Origin of the sequence: Pseudomonas sp. NPDC087697, assembly GCF_044743155.1 — a bacterium.
GTDB lineage: Bacteria > Pseudomonadota > Gammaproteobacteria > Pseudomonadales > Pseudomonadaceae > Aquipseudomonas.
Genome location: NZ_JBIUVW010000064.1, coordinates 1 through 21,914, shown reverse-complemented (window position 1 = coordinate 21,914; position 21,914 = coordinate 1). Strand labels below are relative to the sequence as shown.

General features: G+C 59.7%; 21 protein-coding genes and 1 pseudogene. 9 read left to right on the top strand and 13 right to left on the bottom strand.

Going from position 1 to position 21,914, the window contains the following annotated elements:
- The first annotated feature begins 244 nt into the window (after positions 1 to 244).
- On the top strand, positions 245 to 1,480 hold the full coding sequence (locus ACIPIN_RS27505; RefSeq protein WP_401124392.1) for an MFS transporter: 1,236 nt from the start codon (positions 245 to 247) through the stop codon (positions 1,478 to 1,480).
- Here ACIPIN_RS27505 and cueR read toward each other — a convergent pair.
- From cueR to ACIPIN_RS27490, 3 genes are all read right to left on the bottom strand, one after another.
- Positions 1,434 to 1,847, bottom strand: coding sequence for a Cu(I)-responsive transcriptional regulator (cueR, locus tag ACIPIN_RS27500; RefSeq protein ID WP_401124390.1), 414 nt, complete (start codon positions 1,845 to 1,847; stop codon positions 1,434 to 1,436). The genes ACIPIN_RS27505 and cueR overlap by 47 nt on opposite strands.
- On the bottom strand, positions 1,844 to 4,240 hold the full coding sequence (locus ACIPIN_RS27495; protein WP_401124388.1) for a heavy metal translocating P-type ATPase: 2,397 nt from the start codon (positions 4,238 to 4,240) through the stop codon (positions 1,844 to 1,846). The genes cueR and ACIPIN_RS27495 overlap by 4 nt, the downstream gene beginning before the upstream one ends.
- Before the next feature lie 170 nt (positions 4,241 to 4,410).
- Positions 4,411 to 4,788 (bottom strand): hypothetical protein, encoded by a 378-nt coding sequence (locus tag ACIPIN_RS27490; RefSeq protein WP_401124385.1) that lies wholly within the window; start codon positions 4,786 to 4,788, stop codon positions 4,411 to 4,413.
- Positions 4,789 to 4,934: 146 nt separating this feature from the next.
- Between ACIPIN_RS27490 and ACIPIN_RS27485 the strand changes: the two genes are divergently transcribed.
- Complete coding sequence (locus ACIPIN_RS27485) at positions 4,935 to 5,135, top strand: heavy-metal-associated domain-containing protein (protein ID WP_401124383.1); 201 nt, start codon at positions 4,935 to 4,937, stop codon at positions 5,133 to 5,135.
- 94 nt (positions 5,136 to 5,229) lie between these two features.
- The gene (locus tag ACIPIN_RS27480; RefSeq protein WP_401124381.1) at positions 5,230 to 6,423 is read left to right on the top strand and encodes a multidrug effflux MFS transporter; all 1,194 of its coding nucleotides are present in this window, start codon (positions 5,230 to 5,232) and stop codon (positions 6,421 to 6,423) included.
- A gap of 1 nt (position 6,424) precedes the next feature.
- Here the strand turns inward: ACIPIN_RS27480 and ACIPIN_RS27475 are convergent, their stop codons facing one another.
- Complete coding sequence (locus ACIPIN_RS27475; protein WP_401124379.1) at positions 6,425 to 6,595, bottom strand: hypothetical protein; 171 nt, start codon at positions 6,593 to 6,595, stop codon at positions 6,425 to 6,427.
- A gap of 148 nt (positions 6,596 to 6,743) precedes the next feature.
- On the bottom strand, positions 6,744 to 7,757 hold the full coding sequence (locus ACIPIN_RS27470) for a zinc-binding alcohol dehydrogenase family protein (RefSeq protein ID WP_401124377.1): 1,014 nt from the start codon (positions 7,755 to 7,757) through the stop codon (positions 6,744 to 6,746).
- A 115-nt stretch (positions 7,758 to 7,872) separates the two neighbouring features.
- Here ACIPIN_RS27470 and ACIPIN_RS27465 point away from each other — a divergent pair, with 115 nt between their 5' ends.
- From ACIPIN_RS27465 to ACIPIN_RS27455, 3 genes and pseudogenes are all read left to right on the top strand, one after another.
- Positions 7,873 to 8,802, top strand: a complete 930-nt coding sequence (locus tag ACIPIN_RS27465) for a LysR family transcriptional regulator (RefSeq protein WP_401124375.1) — start codon at positions 7,873 to 7,875, stop codon at positions 8,800 to 8,802.
- 317 nt (positions 8,803 to 9,119) lie between these two features.
- Positions 9,120 to 9,858 (top strand): annotated as a pseudogene (locus ACIPIN_RS27460) (ArsR/SmtB family transcription factor).
- A 132-nt stretch (positions 9,859 to 9,990) separates the two neighbouring features.
- Positions 9,991 to 11,373 (top strand): MFS transporter, encoded by a 1,383-nt coding sequence (locus ACIPIN_RS27455; protein WP_401124373.1) that lies wholly within the window; start codon positions 9,991 to 9,993, stop codon positions 11,371 to 11,373.
- Positions 11,374 to 11,507: 134 nt separating this feature from the next.
- Here ACIPIN_RS27455 and ACIPIN_RS27450 read toward each other — a convergent pair whose 3' ends face one another.
- The 4 genes from ACIPIN_RS27450 to ACIPIN_RS27435 form a co-directional block, all read right to left on the bottom strand.
- Positions 11,508 to 12,461 (bottom strand): adenosine deaminase, encoded by a 954-nt coding sequence (locus ACIPIN_RS27450; RefSeq protein WP_401124371.1) that lies wholly within the window; start codon positions 12,459 to 12,461, stop codon positions 11,508 to 11,510.
- A 166-nt stretch (positions 12,462 to 12,627) separates the two neighbouring features.
- Positions 12,628 to 13,986 carry an 8-oxoguanine deaminase gene (locus ACIPIN_RS27445; RefSeq protein WP_401124369.1) on the bottom strand — a complete coding sequence of 453 codons (1,359 nt, stop codon included), beginning with the start codon at positions 13,984 to 13,986 and terminating at the stop codon, positions 12,628 to 12,630.
- Positions 13,987 to 14,211: 225 nt separating this feature from the next.
- Positions 14,212 to 14,898 (bottom strand): SDR family oxidoreductase, encoded by a 687-nt coding sequence (locus tag ACIPIN_RS27440; protein ID WP_401124367.1) that lies wholly within the window; start codon positions 14,896 to 14,898, stop codon positions 14,212 to 14,214.
- A 25-nt stretch (positions 14,899 to 14,923) separates the two neighbouring features.
- Entirely contained in the window at positions 14,924 to 15,274 is a 351-nt protein-coding gene (locus ACIPIN_RS27435) for a MerR family transcriptional regulator (RefSeq protein WP_123427526.1), read from the bottom strand.
- Between the two features lie 83 nt (positions 15,275 to 15,357).
- On the opposite strand from ACIPIN_RS27435, the gene ACIPIN_RS27430 reads away from it, so the two are divergent.
- Positions 15,358 to 15,822: a hypothetical protein gene (locus tag ACIPIN_RS27430; protein WP_401124363.1), complete on the top strand. Its 465-nt coding sequence runs from the start codon at positions 15,358 to 15,360 to the stop codon at positions 15,820 to 15,822.
- 512 nt (positions 15,823 to 16,334) lie between these two features.
- Here the strand turns inward: ACIPIN_RS27430 and ACIPIN_RS27425 are convergent.
- The 3 genes from ACIPIN_RS27425 to ACIPIN_RS27415 all read right to left on the bottom strand — a co-directional run bounded on the left by ACIPIN_RS27425 (position 16,335) and on the right by ACIPIN_RS27415 (position 18,621).
- Positions 16,335 to 16,916 carry an IMPACT family protein gene (locus ACIPIN_RS27425; protein WP_401124362.1) on the bottom strand — a complete coding sequence of 194 codons (582 nt, stop codon included), beginning with the start codon at positions 16,914 to 16,916 and terminating at the stop codon, positions 16,335 to 16,337.
- Between the two features lie 11 nt (positions 16,917 to 16,927).
- Positions 16,928 to 17,590, bottom strand: a complete 663-nt coding sequence (locus ACIPIN_RS27420) for a TetR/AcrR family transcriptional regulator (protein WP_401124359.1) — start codon at positions 17,588 to 17,590, stop codon at positions 16,928 to 16,930.
- A gap of 110 nt (positions 17,591 to 17,700) precedes the next feature.
- On the bottom strand, positions 17,701 to 18,621 hold the full coding sequence (locus tag ACIPIN_RS27415; RefSeq protein ID WP_401124358.1) for a LysR family transcriptional regulator: 921 nt from the start codon (positions 18,619 to 18,621) through the stop codon (positions 17,701 to 17,703).
- A gap of 138 nt (positions 18,622 to 18,759) precedes the next feature.
- Here ACIPIN_RS27415 and ACIPIN_RS27410 point away from each other — a divergent pair, with 138 nt between their 5' ends.
- Positions 18,760 to 20,109: an aspartate aminotransferase family protein gene (locus ACIPIN_RS27410; RefSeq protein WP_401124355.1), complete on the top strand. Its 1,350-nt coding sequence runs from the start codon at positions 18,760 to 18,762 to the stop codon at positions 20,107 to 20,109.
- A gap of 75 nt (positions 20,110 to 20,184) precedes the next feature.
- Positions 20,185 to 21,678, top strand: coding sequence for a CoA-acylating methylmalonate-semialdehyde dehydrogenase (locus ACIPIN_RS27405; protein ID WP_401124352.1), 1,494 nt, complete (start codon positions 20,185 to 20,187; stop codon positions 21,676 to 21,678).
- Between the two features lie 29 nt (positions 21,679 to 21,707).
- Here ACIPIN_RS27405 and ACIPIN_RS27400 read toward each other — a convergent pair.
- Positions 21,708 to 21,914, bottom strand: a 207-nt coding sequence (locus ACIPIN_RS27400) for a hypothetical protein (RefSeq protein WP_401124349.1), incomplete at its 5' end; no start/stop codon positions are given.

Sequence of the window (21,914 nt, the reverse complement as noted above, 5' to 3'; positions counted from 1 at the left end):
AGACGTAACAACCCGATATCCCATGATGCTTCCTTAAATCGACGCTCCTACATCATGGTCCAAAAATATTCGACCACAACAGCCTTGCTCCTACAGATTTTACGCCGCTCCTGTAGGAGCAAGGCTTGCCCGCGATGAGGTCAGATCAGGCAGCCGACTCCTCACAGAACACCACTGCTATTCGCGGGGCCGAAAATCGCGTTAACTGCACGACACCCAAGGCAGCTCTCGGTCAAGGATGATTGTGAACTCCGACCCCACGCCCCACCAATCCAGCCGCAACGCCCGACTGATCATCGCTGTGCGCCTGGTCTCGGACTTCGGCGCCTTCCTCAATATGGTGGCGCTGGCCACTTATGTTTACCTGCTCAGCAACAGCGCCATGAGCGTCGGGATCTTTCTCGCCAGTCGGGTGGCCGGTGGGATTTTTGCCAGTTTGATCGGCACGACGTTTTATCGCCGTTGGGTCGGGCGCTTACCGCTGATAGCCTTTGATCTGCTGCGTGCCGGGCTGTTAGGCCTATTGCTGGTGCTGCCTGTATCGCAGCAAGCGCTGCTATTACCGGTGATCGCTTTCGGTCTGGGGTTTGGCAACTCGATGTTCGCCATCGGCCTCAACAGTCAGTTGCCGCACATGATCGCTGGGGAGCAACTGCTCAAGACCAATGCCTGGATCACTTCGGCTTCGTCCGCGGCGATGGTTGGCGGGAGTCTGGTTTCCGGGCTGTTGGTGGCAGGTTTCGGTTTTGAGACGGTGTTTGCGCTGAACGTGGTCACTTATCTGGTGGCGGCGCTATTCATTGTGCCGTTGCGGTTTTCCAGACCTGCACCCAGTATCGAGCCAACCCACAAGCGTGGCGAATGGACCGCGCTGCGCCAAGGCCTGCGCAGCTCACCGATCATCGCCGCGATGCTCGCGTTGGCGATGGCCGACACCCTCGGCAGTGCCGCGCACAACGTGGGTTTCCCGATCATTTCCAAACTGCTGACGCCTGAATCGGCCAGCACCACCCTGGGCCTGATGTTGGCGGTGTGGGCGTGCGGCAAGTTGATCGGGGCGCGGCTGGCCAGCCGCTTGCCGGGGTCGGAGAACTCAAACCTGGAGCGACGGTTTTTCTTTGGCGTGTTGCTGATGTCCAGCGGCTTCATTCTGATGTTCCAGCAACAGAGCCTCTACGGCTTGCTGCTGTTTGCGTTGCCGGCGGGAGTGGGCGACGGGTTTTCTGAAGTCGGGCTGATGTCGCGCTTGCAGCGTGAACCGGACAGCTTGCGCCTGCCGATTTTCAGCTTTCTGACCCTGCTGCAAATGACCGGGTTCGGCGTCGGCATGTTGATTGCCGCGCCGTTCTATAACGTGTGGGCGCCCGGCGCGGTAGTGCTGCTGTTTCATGGGATTCCCCTCGGCACCCTGTTGGTGCTGAAGGTACTGGCGATCAGGGGCGGGCGGGCTCGGCGCAGCAGCCCGACGCCAGCTCCTTGAGAATCGGGCAGTCCGGACGGTGATCGCCCTGACAATGCTCCACCAGATCCTCCAAGGTGTCTCGCAACTGGCCGAGCTCGCGGATTTTCTGGTTCAGCTCATCGATGTGCTGGCGAGCCAGTGCCTTGACGTCGGCGCTGGCCCGTTGACGGTCCTGCCAGAGGGTCAGCAGTTTGCCAACCTCCTCCAGAGAAAACCCGAGATCGCGTGAACGCTTGATGAACGCCAGGCTGTGCAGGTCGTCGTCACCATAGATGCGGTAGCCGCTGTCGGTACGATGCGCTGCCTTGAGCAGGCCGATCGATTCGTAATAACGAATCATCTTGGCGCTCAGGCCGCTGTGTCTGGCTGCTTGGCCGATGTTCATTCAACGTCCTCCAGGTCTTTCGGCTTCCAGGTTTTGAGCAGTAAAGCATTACTTACCACGCTGACGCTGGACAAGGCCATCGCCGCGCCGGCCAGAACCGGGTTGAGCAAGCCGAACGCTGCCAGCGGAATCCCGATCAGGTTGTAGACGAAGGCCCAGAACAGATTCTGGCGGATCTTCGCGTAGGTCTTGCGGCTGATCTCCAGCGCCGCCGGCACCAAGCGAGGGTCGCCGCGCATCAAGGTGATCCCGGCCGCGTGCATCGCAACGTCGGTGCCGCCGCCCATGGCGATGCCGATATCCGCCGCCGCCAGCGCCGGAGCGTCGTTGATGCCGTCGCCAACCATCGCCACCACACCGGTTTTCTTCAGTTCAGTGACGGTCGAAGCTTTTTCGGCGGGCAGCACTTCGGCGTGAACGTTGCTGATGCCCAACGCCTCGGCGACCACCCGGGCACTGCCACGGTTGTCGCCGGTCAGCAGGTGGCTGCCGATGTGTTGCCCGTTGAGTGCTTTGATGGTTTGCAACGCGCCGGGCTTGAGGGTATCGCCGAAGGCGAACAGGCCGAGCACCCGCGGCTCCGGGCTATGTTCGATCAGCCAGGACAACGTTCGACCCTCGGCTTCCCAGGCGTTGGCGGAGTCGGCCAAGGGGCCGGCGTTCAAGCCGGTTTCTTCCAGCAGACGGCGATTACCCAACGCCAACTGACGACCCTCAAGCGTGCCGGCAATGCCACGACCGGTCAGTGATTGGCTGGCGCTGACATCGGCCACCGGCAAGCCGCGCTCGGCGCAGGCGTCCAGCACGGCTTTGGCCAGTGGGTGTTCGCTGCCACGTTGCAGGGCACCGGCCTGTTGCAGCAGGGTCGCTTCGTTACCATCGATGGCGCGCAAGTGAGCGATACGTGGCGTGCCGGAAGTCAGCGTGCCGGTCTTGTCGAAAACTACCACGCTGACTTCATGGGCGCGCTCCAGTGCTTCGGCGTCCTTGATCAGAATCCCGTGACGCGCGGCCACGCCGGTGCCAGCCATGATCGCGGTCGGTGTTGCCAGGCCGAGTGCGCAAGGGCAGGCGATCACCAGTACCGCGACCGCGTTGATCACCGCCGTTTCCAGCGGCACGCCATACAGCCACCAGCCGATCAAGGTTGCCAGCGCTAAAAGCAACACGACGGGTACGAACACCTGGCTGACTTTATCCACAAGCTTTTGAATCGGCGCCTTGCCGGCCTGGGCATCTTCCACCAGACGGATGATTCGCGCCAACACGGTTTCCGCGCCAAGGGCCTGGGTCCGAACCAGCAGCCGACCTTCGCCGTTGATCGCACCGCCAGTGACCTTGTCGCCGGGTTGTTTCGGGACTGGCAGGCTTTCGCCGCTGATCAATGCTTCATCGGCGTGGCTCTGACCTTCGACCACTTCACCATCCACCGGGAAGCGTTCGCCGGGTTTGACTAGCACCAGATCGCCGAGGCGCAACGCGCTGATGGCGACGTCCTGTTCGCGGCCGTCGATCACCTGAATCGCCCGCTCCGGACGCAAGGCTTCGAGAGCACGGATGGCGCTGGCGGTCTGGCGTTTGGCGCGGCTTTCCAGGTACTTCCCCAGCAACACCAGCGCGATCACCACCGCCGAAGCTTCGAAATAAAGATGCGGCATGCTGCCGGCGCTGACGGTGGCCCACAGGTAAATGCTCAAGCCATAACCGGCGCTGGTGCCCAGGGCCACCAGTAAGTCCATGTTGCCGGCGCCCGCTCTAACGGCCTTCCACGCGGCGACATAAAAGCGTGCACCGAAGATGAATTGCACCGGGGTCGCCAACGCAAACTGTGCCCAGGCCGGGAGCATCCAGTGCAGGCCGAACGGCTGCACCAGCATCGGCAGCACCAGCGGCAAGGCCAGAACGATAGCCATCAGCAAGCTCCAGCGTTCGTGGTGCAGACGTTGTTGCTGATCGTTGTTAGTGGATTGTTCGGCTTGCCAAACGCTGGCGGTATAACCGGCCTTACTGACAGCGCCGATCAATACTTGAGGGGCGATCTGACCGAGCAGTTCGAGGTGCGCGCGTTCGTTGGCCAGGTTGACGCTGACGCTTTTCACCCCGGCGACTTTATTCAGGGCACGTTCGACCCGACCGGCACACGACGCACAGGTCATACCGCCGATGCTCAATTCGAGGCTTTGTGCCGGCACGTTGTATCCGGCTTGCTGCACCGCTTCCATCAGCGCCGGCAAGCTGTCGCGAGGGGCCTGGACGCGAGCTTGCTCGGTGGCGAGGTTGACGCTGACGCTGCTGGCACCAACAACTTTACTCAACGCACGCTCGACACGTCCGGCGCAGCTGGCGCAGGTCATACCGGATATCGGCAGATCGAAGGTGGTGGAATCGGACATCGGTCTTACTCCCTGTAGAAATGACCTACAGGATCAACCTTGCCATGCTGGCAAGGTCAAGCGCCATGTAGGAGCAAGGCTTGCCCGCGATGAACGATGACGCGGTTGACCTGAATCACCGCGTTGCCCGCATCGCGGGCAAGCCTTGCTCCTACGGAACCGCGGGGGGATCAATACCCCAGCGCGGCGGGCTTGAGGTAGATACCTTGCTGGTTCATGGCGATACGGAATTTCTGGATGGCACCGGCGCGCAACGTGATGTTCTGCGAGCCGGGGGCCAGCATTCCGGCGTTGCAGCCTGGCGCCTGGCCGGGCAGCAGTTTGAGCCGCAAGGAGTAGTTACCCGACGGCAAGTTGAACGAGGTGCTTTGTTCCTGGAACAGCCGCGCCGACAACTGATCCTGGATGTACACGCCAATCTCGCACGAGGTCGCGACTTCCAGGCGCTCGCGAGAAATGATCAGCACACCGTAGTCTTCGGCACTGGCCGAGGGCGCGGCGGCGAAAAGACTGAGCATGCTGAATAGGCTGAAAGCTGACCAGCGCATGGCTGCATCTCCTGCTTTTGAGTCATTGATGGCGCAGCTTGGCCGAGCGCGACGATGATTGCCAGCCCGGCAGATCACTTCAGAACTTGACCTTGCCACGGTGGCAAGCTCAAGACTGGCTTCAACCTCATCAAAGGAGCTGCCTCATGCAAGTATTCAACGTTCAGGGAATGTCGTGCGGTCACTGTGTTCGGGCCATTACCCAAGCGCTGCAAGCCAAGGATCCGGCGGCCAATGTTCGGGTAGACCTCGCAGCGAAGGAAGTCGGCGTCGAGAGCGGTGAGCTGTCGGCTGATCAAGTCATCAACCTGATCAGCGAAGAAGGTTATGAAGTGACGCTGGCCTGAACCTTTTTAATAGTTAGCGACCTATCGGAATGTTCAAGGCGTCCAAGCGCGGCTAGACTGTCGGGCTGCCGACTGACGCATAACTGGACGCCTGATGAACCTCCGTACCATTCTGATTCTTGGCGCCCTGAGCGCTTTCGGGCCGCTGGCAATTGATTTCTATCTGCCTGCCTTTCCGGCCATGGCGGTGGCTTTCGGCACTGATGAAAAACACGTTCAGCTGACCCTGGCAGCCTATTTCCTCGGGCTGTCGATTGGCCAATTGGCTTACGGCCCGGTGGCCGATCGCTTCGGCAGACGCATTCCATTGCTGGTGGGCGTCAGCCTGTTCACTCTGGCATCGCTGGTGTGCGCGTTTGCGCCGAGCCTTGAGTGGTTGATCGTTGCACGTTTCGTTCAGGCTCTGGGCGGCTGCGCCGGGATGGTGATTTCCCGTGCGGTGGTCAGTGACAAGTGCGACGCGGTGGGGTCGGCGAAAGTCTTTTCCCAGCTGATGCTGGTGATGGGCCTGGCACCGATTCTTGCTCCAATGCTCGGCGGTCTGCTGGTCAATCTGCATGGCTGGCAGTCGATCTTTATCGCCTTGACGGTGTTCAGTGCAGTGTCGGCCCTGGCGGTTGCAGTGGGCCTGCCGGAAAGCTTGCCGGCGAACCAGCCGCGTCAGCCACTGTCAGGTTCTCTGCGCCAGTACGGTCGACTGCTCTCTGACAGGATTTTCCTCGGCCATGCCTTGACCGGTGGCATCGCCATCGCCGGGATGTTTGCCTACATCGCTGGTTCGCCTTTCGTGTTCATCAAGCTTTACGGTGTCCCGGCCGAGCACTTCGGCTGGCTGTTCGGCACCAATGCGGCGGGCTTCATTCTGGTGGCTCAGCTCAACGCGCGACTGCTCTCCAAACGCGGCCCAGCCTTTTTGCTGGCGCGCACCGTATGGATTTATCTGGCGGCGGGCCTGACATTGCTTGCGGTCAGTTCACTGCATACCGAGCATTTGTGGCCGTTGTTGATCCCACTGTTTATTTGCATTGCAAGCTTGGGTTGCATCATCCCCAATGCATCGGCGTGCGCCATGAGCGGTCAGGGCGCGCGGGCAGGCAGTGCCTCGGCAATGCTCGGTTGCTTGCAGTTCAGTGTTGCCGCAGGGGCGGCGGCGTTGGTGGGCGTGCTGCATGACGGCACGGCGATGCCGATGGCGATGGTCATCAGCCTGTGCGGAATTTTGGTGGTGAGCGTCGCGATGCTCACCCGTCGGCTGCAAATTGCCCGGGCAGCGCAAGCTGTGGCTTGAGTCAGCCGGCCGCGCGTTGCTGGCGTTCGGGGAGGTAATGAGGAGCTTGCAATCGGGCCTCGAGGGTCGAGGTAAAAGCACGGGCTTCGGCTTCGCTGCGGAAGTTCACCGCGTGGTTGTCCAGGCGGACCTGCCACTGGGACTTTGCCAATTCTTTTATCAGGATCTTCATTACTGACTTCCTCACGTAAAAAATTGCGCTGCGGGAGGCTCGATTGTAGACCTGAATTCGATCAAGTTCGTGACGTGGATCAATTCCTCAGACTGACGGTGTAGTCCGTTTTTGATACAGCAAAAGGAACACACCGTCATCTAAAATCCTAGAAGCCTTCGAGGACGATCTTGCCCTTGGACTTGCCGCTTTCCAGCAGTTCATGGGCACGGCGCAAGTTGGCCGCGTTGATCGTGCCGAAGTGTTCACCGACCGTGGTTTTCAACGTGCCCGCGTCGATCAGCTCGGCTACCCGGTTCAGCAGCTTGTGCTGTTCGAGCATGTCTGCGGTTTCGAACAGCGAGCGGGTGTACATGAATTCCCAGTGCAGCGACAGGCTCTTGCGTTTGAGCCTGGTGACATCCAGCGCCTTGGGATCATCGATCAGCGCGAGTTTGCCTTGGGGCGCGAGGGCTTCGACCAGTTGCTCGAAGTGCTGATCGGTTTCGGTCAGGCTGGCAACGTGCGTCACCTGAGAGTGGCCTGCGCGCTTGAGTGCTTCGCTCAGCGGTTGGCTGTGATCGATCACCAGGTCCGCGCCCAGTTCGCGCACCCAGCTTTGGGTCTGCGGGCGAGAGGCGGTGCCGATGACTTTCAGTGCGGTGAGCTGGCTGGCCAGTTGAGTCAGGATCGAGCCCACACCACCGGCGGCGCCGACGATCAGCAGGCTTTGACCTTGATCGGTTTTGCCTTCGCGCACTTGCAGGCGTTCGAACAGCAGTTCCCACGCGGTGATCGCGGTCAGTGGTAGCGCGGCGGCTTCGGCGAAGCTCAGGGATTTTGGCATATGGCCGACAATGCGCTCGTCCACCACATGCAGTTCGCTGTTGCCGCCTGCGCGAGCGATGGAGCCTGCGTAGTAAACCTTGTCACCAGCCTTGAACAGGCTGACGTCGCTGCCGACCGCTTTGACCACACCGGCTACATCCCAGCCCAGGACTTTTGCCGCGCCCTCTTCAGGCGAGACATTCTGGCGAACCTTGGTGTCCACCGGATTGACCGAGATGGCTTTGACTTCAACCAGCAAATCCCGTTTGCCTGCAACCGGCTCGGGCAGTTCGATATCTTGCAGCGATTCTGGATCGTTGATAGGCAGCGAATGGTAGTAGGCAATGGCTTTCATTTGGGATTCCTCAAGAGTCATTCGATGGCACGGATAATTGGCTATTTCTCTGGAAGATAAAACCCGCTAAAAGAGCAGTCTCTTTCAATATTTTTTTGATAATGCGGGTGGGTTGATGCTGCGTTTCGATGACTTGCAGTTGTTCGTGCGTGCTGCGGACCTGGGCAGTCTGTCTGCGGCGGCGCGGGTGATGGATATGTCGGCGGCGGTGGCCAGTGCCGCGTTGAAGCGGATCGAACAGCAATTGGGGGCGCGATTGCTGGCGCGTTCGACACGTAGTCTGCGGCTGACCGCTGAGGGTGAAGGTTTCCTGGAATATGCCCGTGCGGCGCTGAGCAATCTTGATGAAGGGCGACGTTTGCTGGCCAGCGGACAGGACCAGGTCAGCGGGGTGTTGCAGCTGTCGGCACCGTCGGACTTCGGCCGCAATTTGCTGCTGCCGTGGCTGGATGAGTTCCAGCGCGAGCATCCGAAACTCACGGTGCGCCTGTTGTTGGGGGATCGGATTGCCGACTTGTTCCGCCAGCCGGTGGACATTGCCCTGCGCTATGGAGAGCCGGAAGACTCAAGCCTGGTGGCGCTGCCGATTGCCCCGGACAACCGTCGGGTGTTGTGTGCTGCACCGGGATATCTCGCACGGCATGGCGAGCCGCGCCAGCTGGAGCAACTGGCCCAGCACAATTGCCTGTTGTTCATGCTGGGCAGCCGGGTTCACGACCACTGGAGTTTTCATGACGGCAAACGGGAGGTGAGCCTGACCGTCAGCGGTGATCGCTTCAGTGATGATGCGGACGTGGTGCGTCTGTGGGCGGTGGCCGGAGCCGGCATTGCCTACAAGTCCTGGCTGGATGTGGCCGGCGATGTTTTGGCCGGACGCTTGAAAGTGCTGATGCCGGAGCTGCTCTGCGAGCGCGCACCGCTGAATTTGCTGTGCGCCCATCGCGCTCAATTGAGTAAGCCGGTGAACCTGCTGCGTGAACTGCTCAAGTCGCGATGTGCCGAATTGTCGGGACAATTACCCACAATGTTCGTTGCGGGCGAGTAGTCGCACGCAAATAGGGAAAATTCTGGCAGGAACTATCACCTCCAAAAGCTTCCGGCGGGCAGGAACCGAAGATCATCACGCTTATACTAACCCCCGCCTGGTGTCGCACCGTTGTCAGTGATGTTGCGCAACCTCGTTCAAAGCGGTTCGCCGCCGCGCGGATCGTCGTTGAGCCCGGTTGGGGTTTTCGAAGAGGTTTGTCGCATCCGTTGGTTACACCGCCCGGCTTTTGGCGGTTTTCACGCCTTGGCCGGCAGCACATTACTGGTCAAGATGTCCCAGAGCAGTAGACAAATGATTCAACAGGGAGTGAATACATGGAACATGCACCTTGCATCAGTCAGATAGCCACGTTGCTGGCAGACCCGAAGCGTAGCGCGATGATGTGGGCATTGATGGACGGTACTGCACGGCAATCCGAGGAGTTGGCATTGCTGGCTGGCTGGCTTGTCGCCGTCTTCGGCCAATGCGCACCTGGGGCGTTTGACCAGCGGTGGACTGTTGAAAGTCGAGGAGCGTGGGCGCAAGCGGTTTTTCCGGCTTGCGGCTCCCGAAATCGGTGCGGCGGTTGAAGCGCTGGCCAGCGCCACTCTGGCCAGCTTGCCAGGCAAGGTTCCAGAGTTGCTCAAGCGCACCGGCCCATCGACGAAAGCGCGAACGGCGCCTTCGTCATTGTTGCGGGCCAGGCTCTGTGAAGACCATCTGGGGGGAAGCCTGGCGGCTGATCTGTATCAGCGGATGCTGGATGCTGGCTGGATCGAACAGTTGGACAAGCGCGTCATCGTGACCCACAAAGGCGCCAATCAGTTGGCGATCCACGGCGTATTCATTCAGGCGTTGGCCCACAGCACTTCCCGCGTAGCCTGCGCCTGCCCTGACTGGAGCGAGCACCGACCGCACCTGGGCGGCACGCTGGGGGCGGCGGTATTGCAGCTATTCATGCAGTCCGGCTGGTTGAATCTGCCCAGCGACACGCGTGTTCTGCAGATCACCACGGCCGGCCAGCGTGAAATCGATCTGTTCGCCAAAGAAGTCGAGTTGGAAATGGCCCTTTAGCAACGCTTGCGGCGTCTGTGGCCAGAGGTTTCAGACGTCGCTCAGAGCTGTGGCCAGGTCGTATCCAGCAATAGCCACCCCAGGCGATCCCGCACACTCGATTCGGGGATTATCGAATTGGGGGCATACGGCATGGAAACGCAAGGCTATAGCGCGGCAGAACGTCTGGAACGACTACCCATCAGCGGTTATCACCGGATCATTTTCATCATCATTGCCCTGGCGTTTTTCTTCGATTCCATGGACCTGGCAATGATGACCTTCCTCTTGGGCTCGATCAAAGCCGAGTTCGGCTTGAGCACGGCGCAGGCCGGGTTGCTGGCCAGTTCGAGTTTCTTCGGCATGGTGCTCGGCGCGTCATTGTCCGGCATGCTCGCTGACCGCTTCGGGCGCAAACCGGTGTTCCAGTGGAGCATCGTGTTGTGGGGCATCGCCAGTTACCTCTGTTCTACGGCGCAAACCGTCGAGATGCTGACGCTGTTTCGAATTCTTCTGGGGGTCGGCATGGGCATGGAGTTTCCGATTGCCCAATCGATGTTGTCCGAACTGGTCCCGGCCAATCGGCGCGGGCGTTATATCGCGTTGATGGACGGCTTCTGGCCGCTGGGATTTGTCGCGGCGGGCGTGCTGTCTTACTTCCTGTTACCGGTGATTGGCTGGCGCGACATCTTCCTGGTGCTGGCGGTGCCGGCAGTGTTTGTCCTGGCGATCCGCTTCTTCATTCCCGAGTCACCGCGCTGGCTGGAACAGGCCGGGCATCACGCTGCAGCGGACAAGGTTTTGCAGCGCATTGAAGATAAGGTGCGTGGCTCGCTGGGTCGTTCCGACCTGCCTGAGCCCATTCGTTTACCGAGGATCGAGAGTCGCCCGGGCCACTTCCTTTCGGCCTTGAATGAAATCTGGTCACCGTTGTACCGTCAACGCACGATGATGATCTGGAGTGTCTGGTTTTTTGCCTTACTTGGCTTCTATGGCCTGACTTCCTGGCTCAGCGCGTTGCTGCAACAGTCAGGGTTTGCCGTGACCCAGTCGGTGTACTACACGGTGCTGATTTCCCTCGGCGGGATCCCCGGGTTTCTCATGGCGGCCTGGCTGGTGGAGCGCTGGGGACGCAAACCGGTGTGCATCATCACCTTGCTCGGTGGTGGGGTGATGGCATTTCTGTATGGGCAGAGCGCGGTGTTTGGCGGCAACGTCAGCCTGTTGATCAGCTCGGGCCTGTTGATGCAGTTCTTCCTGTTCGGCATGTGGGCCGTGCTCTACACCTACACCCCGGAGCTCTACCCCACGTCGGCGCGCGCCACCGGTTCCGGGTTTGCCTCGGCGATTGGCCGGGTGGGCTCATTGCTCGGGCCATTGGTCACCGGACTGGTATTCCCGATAACCGGGCAGGGCGGAGTGTTCGCGTTGGGGGCGATGTGTTTCGCGATTGCCGCGGGCGTGGTCTGGTTGTTCGGGATGGAGACGCGGGGCAAGACGCTGGAGGAGTTGAGCGAGGTCGCGCAAGTCGGTTAAACACCGATTCAATGTGGGAGCGAGCTTGCTCGCGATGGCGGACTGACATTCAACATTGATATTGAATGTTATGGCCTCATCGCGAGCAAACGGAACGCCGCCCGGCTGCTCCCACATTGGTTTTGCGGTGAATCTTAGGGTTTGACCAGCCTGGCATCCAGGCTGTTTTGGGCCAGGCGCTTGGCCTGATCCTGGGTCATGCCCAAATGGGTATACAGCGCATGGAAGTTCTCGGTGACATAACCGCCGAAGTACGCCGGGTCGTCCGAGTTCACTGTGACCTTCACCCCACGCTCAAGCATCTCGAGGATGTTGTGCTGGGACATGTGATCGAACACGCGAAGTTTGGTGTTGGACAGCGGGCAAACGGTCAACGGGATCTGCTCGTCGATGATCCGCTGCATCAGGCGTTCGTCTTCGATGGCGCGTACGCCATGGTCGATACGCTGGATTTTCAGCAGGTCGATGGCCTCCCAAATGTACTCCGGCGGGCCTTCTTCACCGGCATGAGCAACGGTCAGGAAACCTTCGTGACGAGCGCGATCGAACACGCGCTGGAACTTGCTCGGCGGGTGACCCATCTCTGAGCTGTCCAGGCCGACGGCGACAAACGCATCACGGAACGGCAGCGCCTGGTCGAGGGTTTTCTGGGCTTCGTCTTCGCTCAAGTGGCGCAGGAAACTGAGGATCAAACCGCTGGTGATGCCCAATTGCTGCTCACCATCTTTCAATGCGCTGGCGATACCGTTGAGCACCACTTCGAACGGCACGCCACGGTCGGTATGGGTTTGCGGATCGAAGAACGGTTCGGTGTGAATCACGTTCTGCGCCTTGCAACGCAACAGGTAGGCCCAGGTCAGGTCGTAGAAATCCTGGGACGTGCGCAACACATCGGCGCCCTGGTAATACAGGTCCAGGAACTCTTGCAGGTTGTTGAAGGCGTAAGCCTTGCGCAGGGTTTCGACATCGCTCCACGGCAGGGCGATCTTGTTGCGTTCGGCCAGGGCGAACAGCAACTCAGGCTCCAGCGAGCCTTCCAGGTGCAGGTGCAGTTCAGCCTTGGGCAGGGCGTTCAGCCAGTCGTACATATTCTTTTCTCATCAGGTGCAGATGGCGAGCATTCTACAGATGCCCGTAGAAACAATGAGCAAAACCTGACCAGCCGGTTCATCAAACCACCTCCTGTTCCTGACGATAAGCGTAGGTGTCGGCATACGTGGGCAAGGGCTAGCTCTTGCCCACGATGGCGTCAGGTCAGACGCCGCTGATCAACTGCCGTGCCGCCTGACTGTGATCGGCAATCAAACCTTTCAGATCCAGCCCTTCGACTTGCCCATCGATCACTCGCCATTTACCGCCGACCATCACCCGATCCGCACGGTCTGCGCCACACAGCAGCAGTGCCGAGATCGGGTCATGGCTGCCGGAGAAGCGCAGCTCATCGAGTTTGAACAACGCCAGATCCGCTTGCTTGCCCACCGCCAGTTCGCCGATATCGCTACGGCCCAACAGTTTCGCCGAACCTTGGGTGGCCCAGCCCAGCACCAGTTCCGGAGTGATTTTCTCTGCGCCATAACGCAGCCGTTGCAGGTACAGCGCCTGGCGGGTTTCGAGGATCATGTTCGAAGCATCGTTGGAGGCCGAACCGTCGACACCCAGCCCCAGCGGTGCACCGGCAGCCGTCAGCTCCAAAGTTGGGCAAATGCCCGATGCCAGGCGCATGTTCGAACTTGGGCAATGGCAAATGCCGGTGCCCGCCGCGCCGAGGCGGGCGATTTCGTCGGGGTTGAAGTGAATGCCATGCGCGAGCCAGGTGCGCGGGCCGAGCCAGCCGACGCTGTCCAGATAATCCACGGTGCGCAGGCCGAAGCGTTGCAGGCAGAAGTCTTCTTCGTCGAGGGTTTCGGCCAGGTGGGTGTGCAGGCGCACGTCGAGCTTGTTCGCCAGTTCGGCGCTGGCCGACATGATTTCCGGCGTGACCGAGAACGGCGAGCAGGGTGCCAGGGCGATCTGGATTTGCGCACCGTCGCCACGTTCGTGGTACTCGGCGATCAGGCGCTGGCTGTCGGCGAGAATCACTTCGCCTTGCTGCACGGTTTGCTGGGGCGGCAGGCCGCCATCCTTTTCGCCGAGGCTCATCGAGCCACGGGTCAACATGGCGCGCATGCCGAGCTCGCGGACGCTTTCGACCTGCACGTCGATGGCGTTTTCCAGCCCCTCGGGAAACAGGTAATGGTGGTCGGCAGCGGTGGTGCAACCCGACAGCAGCAATTCAGCCAAGGCCACCTTGGTCGCCAGCGCGAGTTTTTCAGGGGTCAGTCGAGCCCAGACCGGGTAGAGGGTTTTCAGCCAGGGGAACAGCGGCTGATTGACCACCGGCGCCCAGGCGCGGGTGAGGGTTTGATAGAAGTGATGGTGGGTGTTGATCAGCCCCGGCAGGATCACATGCTCGCGGGCATCGAAGACTTGTCCACAGGGCGTCGCGGGTTGTTGATCGACACCGAGCACTTCGACGATCAAACCGTCTTGCAGCACCAGGCCGCCACGGGCATCGAGGCCGTTGGCAGTGAAGATCGCGAGGGGATTTTTTAACCAGATACGGGTCGCAGGCATTTGCCGGCTCCTCTGAAAGTTGGGTTCAGGTTCGCCAGCTCAGTGTTGCCCTGTCTGCTGATCCAGGGTCGCCGCGGGGGCGAAGTGCGCAGTTTACTCAGGTTGTACGCCACAGATCCAGTGTGGGAGCGGGCTTGCTCGCGAAGGCGGACTGACGGTCAACTTTGATGCTGAATGTGATGGCCTCTTCGCGAGCAAGCCCGCTCCCACATGGGGTTATGGTGTTTACCAGGGAATGGTCTCGCCCCGGTAGTTCACAAAATGATGCCCACCCTTGCCGGCGTAAGCGTTCACCTGATCGACCAGCCCACGGGTGCTGGTGTCGACATCGATATCCGCGCCTTCACCGCCCATGTCGGTTTTCACCCAGCCCGGATGCAGCGACAGCACGGTAAGTGTCTGTTCGCCCAACTGCGTGACGAAGCTGTTGGTCATCGAATTCAGCGCCGCTTTGCTGGCCTTGTACAGCGCCAGTTCTGGCGCGTCGGGCATGGTTACGCTGCCGAGCACCGAACTCATGAACGCCAATACGCCGCTGCCTTCGCGAATCTGACCGACGAAGCGCTGGGCCAGATTGATTGGCGCCACGGCGTTGGTGAAGAACAACTGGCCCACCTCGGCCAGCGTTGCGCCGCCAGGTGTCTGCACCTCCGGGCCTTTAACCCCGGCGTTGACGAACAACAGGTCGAACACCTGGCCTTTGAGTCGTTGGCTGAGGGCGATCACTGCTTGTTGATCATCCATGTCGAGTTTCTCAATCTGCACCTTGCCCAGTGCCTGCAACGCCTCGGCGTTCTGCGGGTTACGCACTGTGGCGGTGACTTGCCAGCCGTCGGCCAGCAGGGTTTTCACCAGCCCCAGGCCCAGGCCGCGAGAGGCGCCGATGATCAGTGCGGTTTTTACCGTAGACATGAGTGGCTTCCTTGTAAAAAGAGGGTCATGGATTCAATGGACAACGTTGTCCGAGTCGTTGTTGCAACTCGTGGCGTAACTCACCGAGCTCGGCGATCCGGGTTTCGATCAGGTTCAGTTTGTCTTGCAGCAGTTGGCTGACGGCGCTCGAAGGGTCGGGTGCCTGCCACAGCGAGGAGACGCTGCTGCCGATCTCGCCAAGGGTAAAACCCAGGCGTTGTGCAGTCTTGATGTAGAGCACCAGTTGCACCATTTCCTCGGGATAGTCGCGATAGCCGTTGGCGCTGCGTTGAGCGGCGATCAATCCGCGCTGCTCGTAGAAACGCAAGGTATCGCGGCTGACGGCACTGGCCAGGGCTAGTTCACCGATGCGCATTTTCTCGACTCATGGGAGGCTTGACCCTGGAGCATACTCCAGGCTTTAGCCTGTTTGCTCCTCGAATCATTGGAGCCGTATTCATGTGGACCTCTTCGCAATACCGAAACCTGGTGCGCAGCAGCGCCTGGTATGACCTGATCGTCACCGCCGCATTTGTCACGCCCTGGACGTTTACCGCGCTGCACGGTTTGCTGCAAAGCCTCAGCCAGAACTTGAACCTGTCGGGCGAACTGCCGCCGTTCGAACCCATGCACGTGCTGATGGCGAATTTGATGGGCTCGATCGTGTGTGTTTGGTCGGTGCTGCGCATCCGCGATCCGCAGCAGGTGTATGGCCGGTATGACGCGGCAGGACGATTCCTGTTTGCCGCGTGGCAGGTGTATGCACTGGTCCATGGCGTGACTTCGCTGCTGGCGGTTTTCCTGTTCTTTGAATTGGCGTGGGGTGTTGCGCAGGTGTTGCCTGTGCGGCAGTCATCGCGAGCAGACTTGACTGAATCGCCAACCCCAACCCCAACCCTTGGGCGATCCAATGCAGAAGTTTGATTCGCGATCAGGCACCACTTCGGAGCGAGGTGCGGGATCGAGCTCAGATTTGGCTCTCGGTAATCTGGTTAAAAAATGATCATCGGGCTGCGGACTATGCCGGCTATGCGACTGCGCCAGCCATGAACGGGTTATCCACAGGTTGTTCCACAGTATTTGTGCGCAAGCCCAAAGCCCGGGCATAAGCACTAAGAGGCTTTGTTCTAATGGTGCTAAACCGCTCTAACTGATTGTTTTGCGGTGAAATTGGAGGCGTGGATGAGCAATTGGGCGAAAAATGATCAATGGGCGCAAAGCCACGTAGCAGAAGGGGTACAGCGCTGTGTACTCAGGTTATCCACAGTCGGGTGCACAGCGGTTGTGGGCAAGTGTCGGGAATGTTGGCATGGCGCCAATGCCCCAAAAGATCGCAGCCTTCGGCAGTTCCTACAGAGGAACTCGTGATCATCAGCACGTTTGTTCGCGGCGACCCGTAGGAGCCGCCGCAGGCTGCGATCTTTTGATCTTGCCTTTTACCGCAGCAACAAAATCCGCCCGCGACTCAAATCCGCCAGTTGACGCTGCAAGGTATCGATCTGCGTCTCACCGACGGCCAGTTGCAACTCCACACCATTGGCCGTAAAAGTTTCTTCCACCACCACCCCGCCCAATTCCGCCACCCGCAGTTTGACCAGCGCCAGTTCGCTGAAGCCGCAGGCACAACTGATCGGCACCCGGCTGATCAGTGCGATCCGTTCGGCACCTTGCAGGCATTTATTGGCGCTGCCGCCATAGGCCCGTGCGAGACCGCCGGTGCCCAGCTGAATGCCGCCGTACCAGCGAATCACCACGACCGCGATCTGATCGCAATCCTGCGCTTCGATCGCCGCGAGTATCGGTCGGCCAGCAGTGCCGCCTGGTTCGCCGTCGTCACTGCTGCGGTACTGGTCGGCGAGTTTCCAGGCCCAGCAATTGTGTGAAGCGTTCAGGTCGCTGTGCTGCTCGATAAACGCCTGCGCCTCGGCAGCACTGGTGATCGGTGCTGCGAGGGCGATAAAGCGGCTTTTACGAATTTCTTCGCGGTATTCGCAAAGGCCGGCGAGGGTAAAGGGCATGGCTGAACGTCTTAGATGGCTGGAGTGAGGCCGCAGCCTTTAAGAATGATACGGATCAGGTTATCGCCGGCATCTTCCATGTCCTGTTTGGTCAGCTTGGTGCGACCGCTCACGCGGCAGATTTGAGTCGCGAAGTCGGCGTAATGCTGAGTGCTGCCCCACAGCAGGAAGATCAGGTTCACCGGGTCTATGGGGTCCATCTTGCCGGCGTCGATCCAGGCTTGAAACACATTCGCGCGGCCCTGGAACCAGGCGCGGTAATCCTGGTTGAAGTACTCGGTCAGGCATTCACCGCCGCTGATGACTTCCATGGCGAACACCCGCGAGGCTTGCGGCTGGCGGCGGGAAAATTCCATCTTGGCGCGTATGTAACGGGTCAGCGCTTCGGCCGGATCGTCGTCGGCCGTCAGGGTGTTGAAGGTGCTGTCCCACAACTGAATGATGTTGCTCAACACGGCAACGTACAGTCCGAGCTTGTTGGTGAAGTAGTAATGCAGATTGGCCTTGGGCAGCCCGGCATTTTGCGCGATGGTGTTCATGCTGGTGCCCTTGAAGCCGTGACGAGCGAATTCGACTTCGGCGGCTTTGAGGATCGTCTCTTCGTTCTTCTGACGAATACGGCTGGCGGGTTTGCCGGGATGAGCACCTGCGTGGGCTGGGATTTCAAAGGTCATGGACGTTTCCGGGCTGGTCAATGGGTGCGCCTGTGCGTTGATAGCGCACCCACAGGAATCCGACAAGCCTTGTTGCCATAAAAGCCTTAAAACGGGGGCTTTCAGGGTTTTCAGCGGGTCGCCGCCAGGCTCTCCAGGAAACTTTCCAGCACCAAATGTGGGCGACGCCCCTTGCGTGTGACTGACGCCAGGCTCAGGTCATAAAAGCGTGCGCCGGGTTTGAGCGCGCGCAAGCGACCTTGCTGCACCCACAGGCTTGCGTAATGGTCTGGCAGGTAACCGATGTAGCGCCCGGTCAGAATCAGAAACGCCATGCCTTCGCGGTCCGAAGCGCTGGCGGTGCAATTGAGGGCCTGGTAATGCGCCTGGATCTCAGCCGGTAAACGGAAGGTCGGGGCGATCGCGTCCTGGCTATTGAGGCGTTCATCGTCCAGCTGTTTATCGTCGACATAAAACAGCGGATGACCGACCGCGCAGTAGAGCAGCGAGCGTTCGCTGTACAGCGGCTGATACTCCAGGCCCGACAAGGCGCTGGCCTGTGGCACCACACCGACATGCAAGCGCCCGTCGAGCACGCCTTGTTCGACTTCATTGGGCGCGATCATGCGAATCTGAATCTGCACGTCCGGCCCACGCTCTTTCAACTGCGCCAGTGCGTGGGTGATGCGCATGTGGGGCAGGGTGACGAGGTTGTCGGTCAGGCCAATGGTCAACTCGCCGCGCAGGTGTTGGTGCAGCCCATTGACCTCGGTGCGGAAACTTTCCAGCGCACTTAATAGCTGCAATGCGGATTGATAGACCTCGCGGCCCTCTTCGGTCAGCGAGAACCCGGCACGACCACGTTGGCACAGGCGCAGGCCAAGTCGTTGTTCGAGATCGCTCATTTGCTGGCTGATGGCCGAGCGTCCAATACCGAGCACACTTTCCGCTGCGGAGAAGCCGCCGCATTCGACCACGCTGCGAAAGATCCGCAACAGGCGGATATCAAAATCACTGACTTGCGCCAGTGGATCGGGTCGACGGCTGCTCATGCTTCTTACTCGAAAGTTTAGTTATGGTCTGACTGAAGGTTAGAAAAGTTGGATTTCACCGACTTTATCCTCGTGGCAACTTAGCTGCAAGAACGCTTTTCATCTCCACGCCGCTTATTGCCCTGCGAGGTTTTGCTCATGAACTTGTCTGAAAACGCTCCGGTCTCCCTGGCCAGCCAACTCAAGCTCGATGCTCACTGGATGCCGTACACCGCCAACCGCAATTTCCAGCGTGACCCGCGCCTGATCGTCGCCGCTGAAGGCAGTTACCTGATCGACGACAAGGGCCGCAAAATCTATGACTCGCTGTCCGGTCTGTGGACCTGCGGCGCCGGGCATACCCGCAAGGAAATCCAGGAAGCGGTGGCCAAACAGTTGGGCACCCTCGATTACTCGCCGGGCTTCCAGTACGGTCACCCACTGTCGTTCCAGCTCGCCGAGAAAATCACCGAGCTGACTCCGGGTAATCTGAATCATGTGTTCTTCACCGACTCAGGTTCCGAGTGCGCCGATACGGCGGTGAAGATGGTCCGCGCTTACTGGCGTCTGAAAGGTCAGTCGACCAAAACCAAAATGATCGGTCGTGCCCGTGGCTACCACGGCGTGAACATCGCCGGCACCAGCCTGGGCGGCGTTAACGGCAACCGTAAGCTTTTTGGTCAGGCGATGATGGACGTCGACCACCTGCCGCACACCCTGCTGGCCAGCAATGCCTATTCCCGTGGCATGCCGAAAGAGGGCGGTATCGCCCTGGCCGATGAGCTGCTCAAACTGATCGAGCTGCACGACGCGTCGAACATCGCAGCGGTGTTCGTCGAGCCAATGGCCGGTTCCGCCGGTGTACTGGTGCCGCCGCAGGGTTACCTCAAGCGTCTGCGCGAAATCTGCGACCAGCACAACATCCTGCTGGTGTTCGACGAAGTCATCACCGGCTTCGGTCGTACCGGTTCGATGTTCGGTGCTGACAGCTTCGGCGTGACCCCGGACCTGATGTGCATCGCCAAGCAAGTTACCAACGGTGCCATCCCGATGGGTGCGGTGATTGCGAGTTCGGAGATCTACCAGACCTTCATGAACCAGGCGACGCCGGAATACGCGGTGGAATTTCCGCACGGTTACACCTATTCCGCGCACCCGGTGGCCTGCGCTGCTGGCCTGGCAGCACTCGACCTGCTGCAAAAGGAAAACCTGGTGCAGAGCGTGGCCGAAGTCGCGCCGCATTTCGAGAATGCCCTGCACGGTCTGAAAGGGTCGAAGAACGTTATTGATATCCGTAACTATGGTTTGGCCGGTGCGATCCAGATCGCTGCGCGCGACGGCGATGCCATCGTCCGTCCGTTCGAGGCAGGCATGGCGCTGTGGAAGGCTGGCTTCTATGTGCGCTTCGGCGGCGACACCTTGCAGTTCGGCCCAACCTTCAACAGCAAGCCGCAGGATCTCGATCGTCTGTTCGATGCTGTCGGCGAAGTGCTGAACAAGATCGACTGATTCCTCCCTCTATATAAGAACAAACAACGGGCGCGCAGCGATGCGCGTCTGTGGACAACTTTTCAGGAGCCCCGCATGAGCCTCATCCCGCATTTGATCAATGGTGAACTGGTGACCGAAGACGGTCGCACAGCCGACGTATATAACCCGTCCACTGGCCAGGCGATCCACAAGTTGCCATTGGCCAGCCGTGAAACCATTCAAAAAGCCATAGACTCGGCCAAGGCCGCATTTCCGGCCTGGCGCAACACGCCACCGGCAAAACGCGCTCAGGTGATGTTTCGCTTCAAGCAATTGCTGGAGCAGAACGAAGCACGTATCGCTCAATTGATCAGCGAAGAACACGGCAAGACGTTGGAAGACGCCGCAGGTGAATTGAAGCGCGGTATCGAGAACGTTGAGTTCGCCTGTGCGGCACCGGAAATCCTCAAGGGCGAGTACAGCCGCAACGTCGGCCCGAACATCGATGCCTGGTCGGACTTCCAGCCGTTGGGCGTAGTGGCCGGTATCACTCCGTTCAACTTCCCGGCGATGGTGCCGCTGTGGATGTATCCGCTGGCGATCGTCTGCGGCAACTGCTTCATCCTCAAACCGTCCGAGCGTGATCCAAGTTCGACGTTGCTGATCGCTCAACTCCTGCTCGAAGCTGGCCTGCCGAAAGGCGTGCTAAGCGTGGTTCATGGCGATAAGGCTGCGGTCGATGCGTTGATCGAAGCACCTGAAGTCAAAGCACTGAGCTTCGTTGGCTCGACACCGATTGCTGAATACATCTATGCCGAAGGCACCAAGCGCGGCAAACGTGTCCAGGCATTGGGCGGGGCGAAGAACCACGCGGTGCTGATGCCGGATGCCGATCTGGATAACGCAGTCAGCGCTCTGATGGGCGCGGCTTACGGTTCCTGCGGCGAGCGTTGCATGGCGATCTCGGTAGCCGTGTGTGTCGGCGATCAGGTGGCGGATGCGCTGGTGGCCAAACTGGTTCCGCAAATCAAGGCGCTGAAAATCGGTGCCGGTACTTCCTGTGGTCTGGACATGGGGCCACTGGTTTCCGGTCAGGCCCGTGACAAAGTCAGTGGCTATATAGAAGACGGCGTTTCTTCCGGTGCTTCACTGGTCGTCGATGGTCGTGGTCTGAGCGTGGCCGGTCATGAGGAAGGCTTCTTCCTGGGTGGCTGCCTGTTCGATAACGTCACGCCAGAGATGCGCATCTATAAAGAAGAGATCTTCGGGCCGGTGCTGTGCGTCGTCCGGGTCAACAGCCTGGAAGAGGCGATGCAACTGATCAACGATCACGAGTACGGTAACGGCACTTGCATCTTTACCCGTGACGGGGAAGCGGCGCGGTTGTTCTGCGACGAGATCGAAGTCGGCATGGTTGGGGTCAACGTTCCGCTACCGGTTCCAGTGGCGTATCACAGCTTTGGCGGCTGGAAGCGTTCGCTGTTCGGTGATCTGCATGCTTATGGCCCGGATGGTGTGCGTTTTTACACCCGTCGCAAGGCGATTACCCAGCGTTGGCCACAGCGCGCGAGCCATGAAGCCTCGCAGTTCGCATTCCCTAGTTTGTAAGTAGAAGGGCAGAAGGCCGGTTCCCTTGTTTAAAGAGGGGGACCGGCCTTCGTGTTTTCGGGTCTTTTTGACCGATATGACAGAATTGTGAAAATAGGTGTTGACGGCAGATTCTGGAAGTCTATAATTCGCCCCACTTCCGGCGCAGTCGAAACGGAAAACTCCTTGGTAAACAAAGAGTTATGCGGTTTTCGGCAGCGGTTGCGCTTCAGTTCATCGAAGCCCGAAGGAGTTGG